The 13,145-nt window shown below is 56.7% G+C and carries 15 protein-coding genes; 9 read left to right on the top strand and 6 right to left on the bottom strand.

What is annotated here, in order from left to right:
- Positions 1-30: 30 nt before the first annotated feature.
- Together gshA and luxS are read left to right on the top strand one after the other, a co-directional pair.
- Complete coding sequence (gene gshA / locus CRO23_RS19885; protein ID WP_097102730.1) at positions 31-1,593, top strand: glutamate--cysteine ligase; 1,563 nt, start codon at positions 31-33, stop codon at positions 1,591-1,593.
- A gap of 166 nt (positions 1,594-1,759) precedes the next feature.
- The gene (gene luxS, locus CRO23_RS19880; RefSeq protein WP_004932513.1) at positions 1,760-2,275 is read left to right on the top strand and encodes an S-ribosylhomocysteine lyase; all 516 of its coding nucleotides are present in this window, start codon (positions 1,760-1,762) and stop codon (positions 2,273-2,275) included.
- A 65-nt stretch (positions 2,276-2,340) separates the two neighbouring features.
- Here the strand turns inward: luxS and CRO23_RS19875 are convergent, their stop codons facing one another.
- Positions 2,341-3,630, bottom strand: a complete 1,290-nt coding sequence (locus tag CRO23_RS19875) for an HlyC/CorC family transporter (RefSeq protein ID WP_016929024.1) — start codon at positions 3,628-3,630, stop codon at positions 2,341-2,343.
- A 42-nt stretch (positions 3,631-3,672) separates the two neighbouring features.
- A complete protein-coding gene (locus CRO23_RS19870) occupies positions 3,673-4,464 on the bottom strand; it encodes a cytochrome C assembly family protein (protein ID WP_004932506.1) in 792 nt (263 codons plus the stop codon).
- Positions 4,465-4,633: 169 nt separating this feature from the next.
- On the opposite strand from CRO23_RS19870, the gene ffh reads away from it, so the two are divergent.
- From ffh to rplS, 5 genes are all read left to right on the top strand, one after another.
- A complete protein-coding gene (gene ffh, locus CRO23_RS19865; protein WP_004932504.1) occupies positions 4,634-5,995 on the top strand; it encodes a signal recognition particle protein in 1,362 nt (453 codons plus the stop codon).
- A gap of 214 nt (positions 5,996-6,209) precedes the next feature.
- On the top strand, positions 6,210-6,458 hold the full coding sequence (rpsP, locus tag CRO23_RS19860; RefSeq protein WP_004932501.1) for a 30S ribosomal protein S16: 249 nt from the start codon (positions 6,210-6,212) through the stop codon (positions 6,456-6,458).
- 18 nt (positions 6,459-6,476) lie between these two features.
- Positions 6,477-7,025, top strand: coding sequence for a ribosome maturation factor RimM (rimM, locus tag CRO23_RS19855; RefSeq protein ID WP_019455135.1), 549 nt, complete (start codon positions 6,477-6,479; stop codon positions 7,023-7,025).
- 52 nt (positions 7,026-7,077) lie between these two features.
- Positions 7,078-7,845: a tRNA (guanosine(37)-N1)-methyltransferase TrmD gene (trmD, locus tag CRO23_RS19850; RefSeq protein ID WP_016929022.1), complete on the top strand. Its 768-nt coding sequence runs from the start codon at positions 7,078-7,080 to the stop codon at positions 7,843-7,845.
- A gap of 48 nt (positions 7,846-7,893) precedes the next feature.
- Entirely contained in the window at positions 7,894-8,250 is a 357-nt protein-coding gene (rplS, locus tag CRO23_RS19845) for a 50S ribosomal protein L19 (protein WP_015376707.1), read from the top strand.
- Positions 8,251-8,393: 143 nt separating this feature from the next.
- On the opposite strand, the gene CRO23_RS19840 is transcribed toward rplS, so the two are convergent.
- The 4 genes from CRO23_RS19840 to CRO23_RS19825 form a co-directional block, all read right to left on the bottom strand.
- Entirely contained in the window at positions 8,394-8,621 is a 228-nt protein-coding gene (locus CRO23_RS19840) for an ogr/Delta-like zinc finger family protein (RefSeq protein ID WP_048795269.1), read from the bottom strand.
- A 64-nt stretch (positions 8,622-8,685) separates the two neighbouring features.
- The gene (locus CRO23_RS19835) at positions 8,686-9,201 is read right to left on the bottom strand and encodes a lysozyme (protein ID WP_097102728.1); all 516 of its coding nucleotides are present in this window, start codon (positions 9,199-9,201) and stop codon (positions 8,686-8,688) included.
- Positions 9,185-9,406, bottom strand: a complete 222-nt coding sequence (locus tag CRO23_RS19830) for an HP1 family phage holin (RefSeq protein WP_016929019.1) — start codon at positions 9,404-9,406, stop codon at positions 9,185-9,187. Before CRO23_RS19830 ends, CRO23_RS19835 begins: the two co-directional genes overlap by 17 nt.
- A 243-nt stretch (positions 9,407-9,649) precedes the next feature.
- Entirely contained in the window at positions 9,650-10,414 is a 765-nt protein-coding gene (locus tag CRO23_RS19825) for a DUF481 domain-containing protein (protein ID WP_028127834.1), read from the bottom strand.
- Between the two features lie 495 nt (positions 10,415-10,909).
- On the opposite strand from CRO23_RS19825, the gene CRO23_RS19820 reads away from it, so the two are divergent.
- Entirely contained in the window at positions 10,910-11,986 is a 1,077-nt protein-coding gene (locus CRO23_RS19820; RefSeq protein ID WP_097102726.1) for a 3-deoxy-7-phosphoheptulonate synthase, read from the top strand.
- Between the two features lie 3 nt (positions 11,987-11,989).
- On the top strand, positions 11,990-13,111 hold the full coding sequence (gene tyrA, locus CRO23_RS19815) for a bifunctional chorismate mutase/prephenate dehydrogenase (RefSeq protein ID WP_033641292.1): 1,122 nt from the start codon (positions 11,990-11,992) through the stop codon (positions 13,109-13,111).
- The last annotated feature ends 34 nt before the right edge of the window (positions 13,112-13,145 follow it).

Raw genomic sequence — 13,145 nt, 5'->3', positions numbered from 1 at the left:
AGTTATTGTTTTTAGAAGCGGGAGGTCAATTTGATCCCGGACGTATCACAGGCGCTTTCTTGGTTGGAAGCCCATCCTCAGGCATTAAAAGGCATTCGTCGCGGCATCGAGCGTGAAACGCTGCGAGTCACGCCGGACGGCACCTTGGCGACTACCGGGCATCCGGAAAAGCTGGGGGCGGCATTGACGCACCACTGGATCACCACGGATTTCGCCGAGGCGCTGTTAGAGTTCATTACGCCGGTTGATGACAATATCGATCACCTGCTGACGTTCCTGCGCGATATTCATCGCTACGTAGCGCGCAATATTGGCGATGAGCGCATGTGGCCGCTCAGCATGCCGTGCTTTATCGAAGCCGAGCAGGATATTGAGCTGGCGCAGTTCGGTTCGTCAAACATCGGCCGCATGAAGACGCTGTACCGCGAAGGGTTGAAGAATCGCTATGGCGCGTTGATGCAGACCATTTCCGGCGTGCACTACAACTTCTCGCTGCCGCTGGAGTTTTGGCAGGCCTGGGCTGGCGTGCAGGACGCAGAAAGCGGTAAAGAGCAGATCTCGGCGGGGTATTTCCGCCTGATCCGCAACTATTACCGTTTCGGTTGGGTGATCCCGTATTTGTTCGGCGCATCGCCGGCCATTTGTTCTTCGTTCCTCAAAGGTCGCGAGACCACTCTGCCGTTCGAACGCACCGAGCAGGGGATGTGTTACCTGCCGTACGCCACCTCGCTGCGTCTGAGCGATCTGGGTTACACCAACAAGTCGCAGAGTAATCTGGGCATCACCTTCAACGATCTGCACAGCTATGTGGCCGGTTTGAAGCGGGCGATCGTTACGCCTTCCGAAGAGTTCGCCAAGCTGGGCGTGAAAGAGGGTGACCGCTACCTGCAGTTGAACAGTAACGTGCTGCAAATCGAAAACGAGCTGTATGCGCCGATCCGGCCGAAGCGCGTGACCAAAAGCGGCGAGACGCCGTCAGACGCGCTGCTGCGCGGCGGTATCGAATACATCGAAGTGCGTTCGCTGGATATCAACCCGTTCTCGCCGATCGGCGTGGATGCGGTGCAGGCGCGTTTCCTGGATCTGTTCCTGGTGTGGTGCGCGCTGGCCGATGCGCCGGAGATGAGCAGCGATGAACTGCTGTGCACGCGCAAGAACTGGAACCGGGTGATTCTGGAAGGGCGCAAGCCGGGCCAGACCATCGGCATCGGCTGTGGCGCCAGCCATGAACCGCTGGAAAACGTGGGCAAGGCGCTGTTCGCCGATCTGCGTCGGGTGGCGGAAGTGTTGGACGGCGAAGCCGGCAACCGTCAATACCAGCAGGTGTGCGATGAGCTGGTCGCCGCATTTGACGACCCTGAGCTGACCTTCTCCGCGCGCATTCTGAAGGCGATGAAGGCGGAAGGCACCGGGCGCGTCGGTCTGCAGCTGGCGGAGCAGTATCGCCAGACATTGCTGGAAGAGCCGTTGGAAATCCTGAACGAAGACGAGCTGGATAAAGAGCGGGAAGCCTCTTGGCAGCGTCAACGCGACATAGAAGCCAATGATACGCTAAGCTTTGAAGCGTTCCTGAAGCAAAACGGCGGAAGCTGAAAAAGAAAAAGGCCACATCAATGTGGCCAAATATGCATCTCTGATGACAGGGATGATGATAACAAATGCGCGTCTTTCACATACTCAGACTCGCAGGGTTGGAAAAGGTTTCCCGGTTAGGAAAAAAAGTTTCGAAATAAATGCTCTTTTACGAGGAGGTAGCGAAATGCCATTGCTGGATAGCTTTACCGTCGATCATACCCGTATGGCAGCCCCGGCTGTCCGCGTTGCGAAAACCATGAAAACGCCTCATGGCGATACCATCACGGTATTTGATCTGCGCTTTTGCCGCCCGAACCTGGAAGTGATGCCCGAACGCGGCATTCACACGCTGGAACACCTGTTCGCCGGCTTTATGCGCGACCACCTGAACGGCCAGGGCGTGGAGATTATCGACATCTCCCCAATGGGCTGCCGCACCGGTTTCTACATGAGCCTGATCGGCGTGCCGGAAGAGCAGCGCGTTGCCGATGCCTGGAAAGCGGCGATGGCCGACGTTCTGAAAGTGACCGACCAGCGCAAGATCCCTGAGCTGAACGAGTACCAGTGTGGTACCTACCACATGCACTCGCTGGAAGAAGCGCAGGAAATCGCCAAGCACATTCTGGATAACGGCGTGGTGGTGAACCACAACGACGAACTGGCGCTGCCGAAAGAGAAGCTGCAGGAGCTGCATATCTGACCGTATGTTTCCCGCAGAAACAAAAAAGACGCGATTTCGCGTCTTTTTTACGTTCTGGCCGGCGGTCAGTGATGGCCGACGCTGGACTGCAGCGAGGTGATCGGCGTGACCCGCACCTGTTTGATCATGTTGCCCTGTACGTCGAGAATGTCGATATCGTAATGGCCGATACGCACCCGGGTGCCGATTTCGGGGATCTCTTCCAGTTCTTCCAGCAGCATACCGTTGACGGTACGGGCTTCATTGGCCGGCAAGGTCCAGTTGAAGGCCTTGTTCAGCTCCCGCACGTTGGCGGTGCCGTCGATCAAGACCGAACCGTCGCTCTGCGGCGTGACTTCTTCCGCCAGCGTCGGTGACATCGAGGTGGTGAAATCGCCGACGATCTCTTCGAGAATGTCTTCCACCGTGACCAGGCCCTGAATGTCGCCGTACTCGTCGACCACGATGCCGACCTTCTCTTTATTGCGCTGGAATTTCACCAGCTGCACGTTGAGCGGCGTGCCTTCCGGTACGAAGTAGATCTCATCGGCGGCGCGCAGCAGGTTCTCTTTGTTGAACTCTTTTTTCTCGGTCATCAGGCGATAGGCTTCGCGCACGCGCAGCATGCCGATCGCATCGTCCAGCGAGCTGCGATACAGCACGATGCGGCCGTGTGGCGAGTGGGTCAGCTGGCGCATGATTGACTTCCAGTCGTCGTTGACGTCGATGCCGACGATCTCGGTGCGCGGCACCATGATGTCGTTGACCGTCACCTTTTCCAGGTCCAGCACCGAGATCAGCATGTCCTGATTGCGGCGGGAGATCTGCGACTGGGATTCACGCACGATGGTGCGCAGCTCATCCTTGCTGACGGCGTCGCTGATGCGCACGTTGGTGCGAATGCCGAACAGGCGCAAGGTCAGGCTGGTGATGCCGTTGAGCAGCCAGACCAGCGGGAACATCACCTTTTGCAACGGCGCCAGTAAGACGCTGCTGGGGAAGGCGATGCGTTCCGGATAGAGCGCGGCGAAGGTTTTCGGCAGCACTTCGGCGAACAGCAGCACGGCGAAAGTCAGTATGCCAGTCGCAATCGCCACGCCCAGATCGCCATACAGCCGCATGCCGACGATGGTCGCCAGCGCCGAGGCAAGGATGTTGACCAGGTTGTTGCCGATCAGCACCAGGCCGATCAGCCGATCCGGTTTTTGCAGCAGCTTCTCCACCCGGCGCGCCGAGCGGTTGCCCTGTTTGGACAGGTGACGCAGGCGATAACGGTTGAGCGTCATCATGCCAGTTTCGGAAGCGGAGAAGTAAGCGGAGACCACGATCATGATCACCAGGATAATGATGAGGGTCCCCGTCGACACATGCTCCAATGCAGTATTCCTTATAGAGAGGGAGAATTGGACCGGGCTGGCCTAGCGCACCATCACCTGCTGAATCAGACGGCTGCCGAAGTAGGCGAGCGTCAGCAGAAAGGCGCCGGCGAAGCTGAACCAGACGACGCGGCGGCCGCGCCAGCCTTCATGGTAATGGCCCCACAACAGCACGATATACACGAACCAGGCCATGATCGACAGCACGGCTTTATGCACGTTCTCTTTGCTGAACAGGTTATCCATGTACAGCAGGCCGGTGCACAGGGTGAGCGTCAGCAGCACCACGCCGATCTGGGTGATATGGAACATCTTGCGCTCGATGCTCATCAGCGGCGGCATGTCGGCACTAAAGGTCAGCTTCTTGTTTTTCAACAGGTAGTCGAGCCAGGCGAGCTGTAAGGCGTAGAGCGCGGCGATGATCAGGGTGGCGTAAGAGAACAGCGCCAGGCCGATATGCACCATCAATTCCGGGCTGGCTTCCAGGTGAGTGATGAACTCGCCGGGCATGAAGCTGGCGAAGGCCAGATTGATCATCGCGAAGCTGTAGACGATCGGCAGCAGGAACCAGCCGCGATCGCGTGAAGCGACGAAGGTCATCACCGAACAGATGATCAGGCTGACGATAGAACCAATGTTCAGCAGGCTGAGATTCTGCCCGGCGCTGACGTCAAAGATGCGCTGCTGCAGCGCGATGGCGTGGCAAATCAGCGCCACCACCGCCGAGACGAGGGCGAGCCGACGGTATGCGCTATTCTTCCGCAACAAACTGGGAATGATCAGTCCAAGGCTGAGCAGGTAGGCCATCAAAGCCACAATGGAGAAAACTGGCATAGCGTTTAATTTTGCTTCGGCGTGGTTAATTGGAGTGTCAGTATAGCGTTGCGCGCGTTTCACTCCAACCTATCTCCAACGCTGAGGCAGAGATCCTGCGCGCTTCGTGTTATCATCGGCGCAATTGTGTCGCCGGAGCGGCCTGTCATTACACGTTGAGCATGAGACGATGTTTGAAAATTTAACCGATCGATTGTCGCGCACGTTGCGCAATATCAGCGGCCGCGGGCGGCTGACCGAAGAGAATATCAAGGAAACCCTGCGTGAAGTGCGTATGGCATTGCTGGAAGCGGACGTCGCGCTGCCGGTGGTGCGCGACTTCATCAACCGCGTCAAAGAGAGCGCGGTTGGCCATGAAGTCAACAAGAGCCTGACGCCGGGGCAGGAGTTCGTCAAGATCGTCAAAGGCGAGCTGATCGCCGCGATGGGCGAAGTCAACACCGAGCTGAATCTGGCGGCTCAGCCGCCGGCCGTGGTGCTGATGGCGGGCCTGCAGGGCGCCGGTAAAACCACCAGCGTCGGTAAGCTCGGCAAGTTCCTGAAAGAAAAACAGAAGAAGAAAGTGTTGGTGGTTTCCGCGGACGTTTATCGCCCGGCGGCGATCAAACAGCTGGAAACGCTGGCGGAAGGCGTCGGCATCGACTTCTTCCCGTCTGACGTCAAAGAAAAACCGATCGACATCGTCAATCGCGCGCTGCAACAGGCCAAGCTGAAGTTCTACGATGTCCTTATTGTCGATACCGCCGGCCGTCTGCACGTTGACGAAGCGATGATGGACGAGATCAAACAGGTGCACGCGGCGATCAAGCCGGTGGAAACCCTGTTCGTGGTCGACGCCATGACCGGCCAGGACGCCGCCAATACCGCCAAGGCGTTTAACGAAGCGCTGCCGCTGACCGGCGTGGTGCTGACCAAGGTCGACGGCGATGCGCGCGGCGGTGCGGCGTTGTCCATCCGCCATATCACCGGCAAGCCGATCAAGTTCCTCGGCGTCGGCGAGAAGACCGAAGCGCTGGAGCCGTTTTACCCGGATCGCGTGGCATCGCGCATCCTGGGCATGGGCGACGTACTGTCGCTGATCGAAGATATCGAAAGCAAGGTCGACCGCGAGCAGGCGGAGAAGCTGGCCAACAAGCTGAAGAAGGGCGACGGTTTCGATCTGACCGACTTCCTGGAGCAGCTCAAGCAGATGCGCAACATGGGCGGCATGGCCAACATGCTGAGCAAGCTGCCGGGCGCGGGCCAGCTGCCGGATAACGTCAAGTCGCAGATGGACGACAAAGTGCTGGTGCGCATGGAGGCGATCATCAACTCGATGACGCTGAAAGAGCGCGCCAAACCGGAAATCATCAAGGGCTCGCGCAAGCGCCGCATCGCGATGGGGGCCGGCATGCAGGTGCAGGACGTCAACCGCTTGCTGAAGCAGTTCGACGAAATGCAGCGTATGATGAAGAAGATGAAGAAAGGCGGTATGGCGAAGATGATGCGCGGCATGAAAGGCATGATGCCGCCGGGCTTCCCAGGCCGCTGACGGGCCCCCGCACGCTGAGTGCGGGCGCTTTCAGCATTCGCCGTTCGCGGTGAAAACCGCCCGAAATTTGACAGGCTGCAAAAGTTGTCCCCTGCGATCGACGCTTTAGATTGCTTTTTGCGCCAAAATGAGTAAAATTTTCGGGCTTTTTATATTGCAACCGGGCCCCGTCCCTCAATGGGGCCCGGCTGTTTTATTAACTAAAGAGGATGTTATGGTAACAATTCGTTTGGCACGTGGCGGCGCTAAAAAGCGTCCGTTCTATCAAGTAGTAGTGACCGACAGCCGCAACGCTCGTGATGGTCGTTTCATCGAGCGCGTAGGCTTCTTCAACCCGATCGCTTCCGGTCAGGCTGAAGCACTGCGTCTGGACCTGGACCGCATCGAGCACTGGGTTGGTCTGGGTGCAACCGTTTCTGATCGCGTTCACGCGCTGATCAAAGACGCTAAGAAAGCAGCTTAATCTGTCGCGGTGGTGGCAATGAGCAAGCAACTCAAACCGGTAGCGCCTAAGCAGCCGATTGTACTCGGTAAAATGGGTTCCGCTTACGGCATTCGTGGTTGGCTCAGAGTGTTTTCATCCACCGAGAACGCCGAAAGCATTTTTGACTATCAGCCGTGGTTTATCCAGCAGGCGGGTCAGTGGCAGCATATCGAGTTGGAAGACTGGAAGCGCCACAGTCAGGATCTGATCATCAAGGTCAAAGGCATTGACGATCGGGACGCGGCGAATCTGCTGACTAATCGCGAGATTATGGTGGATTCTGAGCAACTTCCTCCGCTGGAGGGTGACGATTACTACTGGAAAGACCTGATGGGCTGCCAGGTAGTCACCACCGCCGGCTACGAGCTGGGTAAAGTCATCGATATGATGGAAACCGGCTCGAACGATGTGATGGTTGTGAAAGCGAACCTGAAAGATGCGTTCGGCATGAAGGAGCGGTTGATTCCGTTTCTTCATGGGCAGGTTATCAAGAAAGTCGATCTCACTGCCCGCGTGATTGAGGCAGATTGGGATCCTGGTTTTTGACCCCCGGATCAAACGGTCGAAGCAAGTGGAATAACGGTAAGGGGATTGGCTTGTGTTCATCGGTATTGTAAGCCTGTTTCCTGAGATGTTCCGCGCTATCACCGATTACGGGGTGACTGGCCGGGCAGTAAAAAATGGCCTGCTGAGCGTGCAGTGTTGGAGTCCGCGCGACTTCACCTACGACCGGCATCGTACCGTGGACGATCGCCCTTACGGCGGCGGCCCGGGAATGCTGATGATGGTGCAACCTTTACGGGAAGCCATTCATGCGGCGAAAGCAGCGGCAGGCGAGGGAGCAAAGGTGATTTATCTGTCACCTCAGGGGCGCAAGCTGGATCAAACCGGCGTGTGCGAACTGGCGGCCAATCAGAAGATGATTCTGGTGTGCGGCCGTTACGAAGGGATAGACGAGCGCGTAATCCAAACCGAAATTGACGAAGAATGGTCAATCGGCGATTACGTTCTCAGCGGCGGGGAACTGCCGGCGATGACCCTGATTGATTCAGTCGCCCGTTTCATACCGGGTGTGCTGGGCCATCAGGCCTCAGCGGAGGAAGACTCCTTCGCCGACGGATTGCTGGACTGCCCGCACTATACCCGCCCCGAGGTGTTGGAAGGAATGGAAGTACCGCCGGTTCTGCTGTCGGGCAACCATGCCGAGATACGTCGCTGGCGCTTAAAGCAGTCGCTGGGCCGAACCTGGCTTAGAAGACCTGAACTTCTAGAAAGCCTAGCTCTGACTGACGAGCAAGCGGTGTTGCTGGCTGAGTTCCAACGGGAACATCAGACCAGGCAACAGGACTATGAAGGAAGCGTCTGACATCAGACGGGACCGATATATCAGTTTACCTAGGGTAAGAGACATATTATGAGCAACATTATTAAGCAACTTGAACAAGAGCAGATGAAACAAGACGTACCTGCATTCCGTCCGGGTGATTCCGTGGAAGTGAAGGTATGGGTCGTTGAAGGTAGCAAAAAACGTCTGCAGGCATTCGAGGGCGTGGTTATCGCTATCCGTAACCGCGGTCTGCACTCTGCATTCACTGTTCGTAAGATTTCCAACGGCGAAGGTGTTGAGCGCGTATTCCAGACTCACTCCCCAGTAATCGACAGCATTACTGTTAAACGTCGTGGTGCCGTTCGTAAAGCTAAACTGTACTACCTGCGTGAACGTACTGGTAAGGCTGCTCGTATCAAAGAGCGTCTGAACCGCGTTAACTAACGCTGCATCCAAAAGTTAATAGTTATCAGGGGTTGGCATTGTGCCAACCCCTTTTTTTATCTGAAAAATCTATCACGTTGCATTTGAGAGGCTTAGCTGCCTGGCCGTGACATTAAAAAGCCTCCGTCAGCGGGCTTTTTGCATTACAGCGCTACGGCGCTGTGTTTCTGCTGACTCTCCGGCGGGTGAGGCTGCGCCGGGATAATGTCATCGCCAGGTTTGACGATCACCCGTGCAACGGACTCGTGCGTGGCGAACGTGCAGCTGCAATTGATGTTGCGGCATTGATGGTAACGCTCTTTGGTCGACTCGCTCAGATAGCGGCTGGAGCGAGTGTGGGCCACGTGACCGCATAATGGACAGTGCATCATAAGAACCCCCTTGAACAAATTAAGTGAAATTGTTGTGGCATCACCACTTAGGCGAGCGAGCCCGTCATGATGAGGCAATGCCTTGCAAGCACAGTGCGCGTTCCATGGCGCGTCGCTGTTCCAGCCCCTTGTTTTTCTTTCCGTTTACGTAAACCCAGCGTGGCAACTGATCGCAGGCCTGCTGCCACTGACCCCGCTGCAGCAGCGCGACCAGCGTGGAATGGCAGGCGGCGCTGATACCCACGTTGAAGGCGAAGGCGATCACCGCATCATAGGTTTGTTGCGAGAGCGTTTGCGGCAGACAGGCGGCCATGCCGCGCTCGGTGCGGCGAACATCGTCGACCAAATCCATCGCGGCTTTGCGTTCATCGATCGCTTTACCAGGGATGACGCCAGCGGTGTGCCCAATGCCCTGCGTCCACACCCCGGCGCTGCACTGGTAAGGCGACAGGCGGCAACCTTCGAGATCGGCGATCAGCCTGAGGCCGACTTCTGAGGTTTGCAGCTCGCCAAATGACGGCAACAGCACGGCGATGGCCAAAACGTCGGCGACGCTGCAGCGCTTAACGGTTGCACTCATCGTAAATGTTCCTCCGAGATGTCGCATTGCGCTCAATGGCCTTCAAGATCTGCAGGCTTTTACGTCGGTAGTACCAGTTCACCAGAAACGTGCCGATGCCTACCGCCGCACCGACTAAAAAGGCAATGTCCTGCGGAGACAGCTTGCCGAGCCAGGCGAGAAACAGCGCCATGGCGTAGGTGATGAATGAGGTGATTTTCTCCATAGCCTTATGCTCGCTTCGTTTACAGAATCTCGGGAGCCGGAGGCATCGATGTGTGAGAGCTCGCTATCGATATCCATCATGCTCCTGGTCTGTATGATAATTACTGTATATGCATACAGTATTAAGCTATTTGCTAAAGTCGTCAATGGGTGGGATGAATATTTTTAGCAGATTGTGCAAAAGAGGGCGGCCGGCATAAAAAAAGCCCATCGATGATGGGCTTCGAGAAATAATGGGGGGAGATTACAGGCCGTAGACCAGCGTGACCGAGGTCGTCGTGTCGGTGTTCTTCGGTGCCGAGGCCGGCGGTTTGCTGTTGTAGGTCACGGTGTAAGCCACGCGCAATGAGAAGCGATCGTTGATCGCCACGTTCAACGCGCTTTCCGAGTTCAGCGTGGTTTCTTCGTTTGCCAGCGCGGAAACGCCCTGAATGAACTTGGTGTTATCGGTCAACTGATAGGAATAGTTGGCCGCACCATAGGCTAGCCCCTTGGTCGCACGGCCGCCGCCATGGTACTCGTCATGGCGCACGCCGGGACCGAATTCCACCCGCAGGTCACTGAGCGGCCCGTTAAGGAGCTGACGGCCGTAGCCGCCGGTCAGCGTGGAGCGTGAGTCGTAACCGTTGAAACGGTCACTCAGCCAGCTGGCCTGACCGAACAGGTAGTTGCGATCGGTCAGGTTATAGCGCGTACGGCCACCGGCCTGGTATTTTTCGGACGAGCGCACGTTGGAGGAGGTGGTGTTGTTGGCCGCCCCCCACAGGCTGTACGCCGCGTCGCTATTGAACCAGGTCATGTTGGTGTTGGCCAACAGGGTGGAGCTCTGCGAGTTGCCTGACTGGGCGTTGTAGCCCGCCTGCACGTTGCCTTCGAACGGTTTCTTGGCGGTGGCCGGATCGTCCATCGCGGTGAAAAGCGTATTGTCGGCAAGGGCTGAAACACTGGTGAAAGTCGTTAAGCAGCAAATATACAGCGGAAAAGCGCGACGAGCGCGAGAAGAGAGCATCTTGGATCCAGTTGTTAAGGGGAATTATTGTTGATGACGATCACATTATATCGGTTCATTTCGGCGACAAAAATAGCCGTCATTAGCTTAAGTTTTTAATTTTTATCCCTCATTTATTCGCTTTTCTTCTACTTAAAATCATCGCTTTTGGCGGCATTTCGTGCTGATCCTGCTTCGCACAGGCGCCGGTGCCGAGATCGGAGGCGTATCTTCGCTGTAAAATCATGTGTACAAATAAATTTACAGATATTCATTTTTCTTAGACCGGAAGGCTAAGGTGTGGTGAAGGTTTTTTTGATTTATTAAATGCATGTATTTATTGTATTTTAATTGGTTTTTCCAACTCTTTTTCAAAGGTGATTTAATCAGGATAATTGCGGTAATTTTTTATTTACGGAAAATGGATTGAAAACTTTACATATCGTGATAGGGTAGAGCCCTGAAACGCTCAATGTTCCATTTCAACGCATAACGCCAAACGACAGGAATAGCATCATGCAAAAAGACGCGCTCAATAACGTACACATCAGTGCAGAACAGGTTCTCATCACGCCGGAGGAGCTGAAGAACCAGTTCCCGCTCAGCGCCGACGACGAAAATGAGATCGCCACTGCGCGCAACACTATCGCCAACATTTTGCAGGGGCGCGATCATCGCCTGTTGGTGGTGTGTGGGCCTTGTTCGATCCACGATCCGGACGCGGCGCTGGACTACGCCCGTCGTTTGAAAACCCTGGCGGCTGACTTGAGCGATCAGCTGTATATCGTTATGCGCGTCTACTTTGAAAAACCCAGAACCACTGTCGGCTGGAAAGGTTTGATCAACGATCCGTACATGGACGGTTCGTTTGACGTTGAAGCAGGCTTGCATATCGCGCGTCGCCTGTTGCTGGATTTAGTGGGCATGGGCTTGCCTTTGGCTACCGAAGCGTTGGATCCGAACAGCCCGCAGTACCTGGGGGACTTGTTCAGCTGGTCGGCGATCGGTGCGCGCACCACCGAATCTCAGACCCACCGCGAAATGGCCTCCGGCCTGTCGATGCCGGTCGGCTTCAAAAACGGCACCGACGGCAGCTTGGGTACCGCCATCAACGCCATGCGCGCCGCCGCTATGCCGCACCGCTTCGTCGGCATCAACCAGGCAGGCCAGGTTTGCCTGCTGCAGACGCAGGGCAACCCGGACGGACACGTGATCCTGCGCGGCGGCAAAACCCCGAACTACAGCGCTGAGCACGTTGTGGCCTGTGAAAAACAGATGCTTGAGGCGGGACTCCATCCGTCCTTGATGATAGATTGCAGCCATGGCAACTCGAATAAAGACTATCGCCGTCAGCCGGCGGTTGCCGAGTCCGTGGTGGAGCAGATCAAGGCGGGTAACCGTTCGATCACCGGCATCATGCTGGAGAGCCATCTGCATGAGGGCAACCAGTCTTCCGAACAGCCGCGTGCAGACATGCGTTACGGGGTGTCCGTCACCGATGCCTGCATCAACTGGGAGAGCACGGAAACTCTGCTGCGTCATATGCATCAGGAACTCGGCGCTGCGCTGACGGCTCGCACGGGAGAAAAGTAAGTTATGGTGGCAGAACTGACCGCGCTGCGCGATCAAATCGATGAGGTGGATAAAGCGCTGCTGGATCTGCTGGCGAAACGCCTGCATCTGGTAGCGGAAGTGGGCGAAGTCAAAAGCCGTCATGGCCTGCCGGTTTACGTACCGGAGCGCGAAGCCGCGATGCTGGCCTCGCGTCGCCAGGAGGCGGAAAACCTCGGCGTGCCGCCGGATCTGATCGAGGACGTCTTGCGCCGCGTGATGCGCGAATCGTACGTCAGCGAGAATGATAAAGGCTTTAAAACTCTGTGTCCGCAGCTGCGGCCGATCGTCATCATCGGCGGCAACGGCCAGATGGGCCGGCTGTTCAACCGCTTGCTGACGCTGTCGGGTTATCAGGTCAGGGTATTGGATCAGGAAGATTGGCCGCAGGCGGAACAGCTGCTGGCAGACGCCGGCATGGTGATCGTCAGCGTGCCGATCCATGTGACCGAGCAGGTGATAAGCCGCCTGCCGACGCTGCCTGCCGACTGTATTCTGGTGGATTTGGCGTCGGTGAAGAACCGTCCGCTGCATGCGATGTTGGCGGCGCACAGCGGCCCTGTGGTGGGATTGCACCCGATGTTCGGCCCGGACGTGGGCAGCGTGGCGAAGCAGGTAGTGGTTTACTGCGACGGCCGCCAGCCGGAGGCTTACCAATGGTTGCTTGAGCAGCTGCAGGTGTGGGGCGCGCGGCTGCATCGCATCAGCGCGGTCGAACACGATCAGAACATGGCGTTTATTCAGGCGCTGCGGCACTTCGCCACCTTCGCCTACGGGTTGCATCTGGCGGAAGAGAACGTGCAACTGGAGCAGTTGCTGGCGCTCTCCTCGCCGATCTACCGGTTGGAGCTGGCGATGGTTGGCCGCCTGTTTGCGCAGGATCCGCAACTTTACGCCGATATCATCATGTCGTCGGAAGAAAACGTGGCGCTGATTAAGCGTTACTACCAGCGCTTCGGCGAGGCGATAAAGCTGTTGGAGCATGGCGACAAACAGGCGTTTATCGACAGTTTCCGCAAGGTGGAGCACTGGTTCGGCGATTACGCCCAACGCTTCCTGGTGGAGAGCCGCACGCTGTTGCGGCAGGCTAACGACAGCCGACAGTAAAACGCGGGCGGTAAACGTAAAGGGTTCGGCTTGG

Source organism: Serratia sp. JKS296 (assembly GCF_900215445.1).
Taxonomy (GTDB): Bacteria; Pseudomonadota; Gammaproteobacteria; order Enterobacterales; family Enterobacteriaceae; genus Serratia; species Serratia marcescens.
This window is presented reverse-complemented; position numbering and strand designations above follow the sequence as displayed.

Bases quoted from the DNA above. Each gene is read 5' to 3' on its own strand.
- luxS (WP_004932513.1), top strand. From the start codon at position 1,760: ATGCCATTGCTGGATAGCTTTACCGTCGATCATACCCGTATGGCAGCC.
- CRO23_RS19870 (WP_004932506.1), bottom strand. From the start codon at position 4,464: ATGCCAGTTTTCTCCATTGTGGCTTTGATGGCCTACCTGCTCAGCCTT.
- ffh (WP_004932504.1), top strand. From the start codon at position 4,634: ATGTTTGAAAATTTAACCGATCGATTGTCGCGCACGTTGCGCAATATC.
- rpsP (WP_004932501.1), top strand. From the start codon at position 6,210: ATGGTAACAATTCGTTTGGCACGTGGCGGCGCTAAAAAGCGTCCGTTC.
- rimM (WP_019455135.1), top strand. From the start codon at position 6,477: ATGAGCAAGCAACTCAAACCGGTAGCGCCTAAGCAGCCGATTGTACTC.
- rplS (WP_015376707.1), top strand. From the start codon at position 7,894: ATGAGCAACATTATTAAGCAACTTGAACAAGAGCAGATGAAACAAGAC.
- CRO23_RS19840 (WP_048795269.1), bottom strand. From the start codon at position 8,621: ATGATGCACTGTCCATTATGCGGTCACGTGGCCCACACTCGCTCCAGC.
- CRO23_RS19835 (WP_097102728.1), bottom strand. From the start codon at position 9,201: ATGAGTGCAACCGTTAAGCGCTGCAGCGTCGCCGACGTTTTGGCCATC.
- CRO23_RS19830 (WP_016929019.1), bottom strand. From the start codon at position 9,406: ATGGAGAAAATCACCTCATTCATCACCTACGCCATGGCGCTGTTTCTC.
- CRO23_RS19825 (WP_028127834.1), bottom strand. From the start codon at position 10,414: ATGCTCTCTTCTCGCGCTCGTCGCGCTTTTCCGCTGTATATTTGCTGC.
- CRO23_RS19820 (WP_097102726.1), top strand. From the start codon at position 10,910: ATGCAAAAAGACGCGCTCAATAACGTACACATCAGTGCAGAACAGGTT.
- tyrA (WP_033641292.1), top strand. From the start codon at position 11,990: ATGGTGGCAGAACTGACCGCGCTGCGCGATCAAATCGATGAGGTGGAT.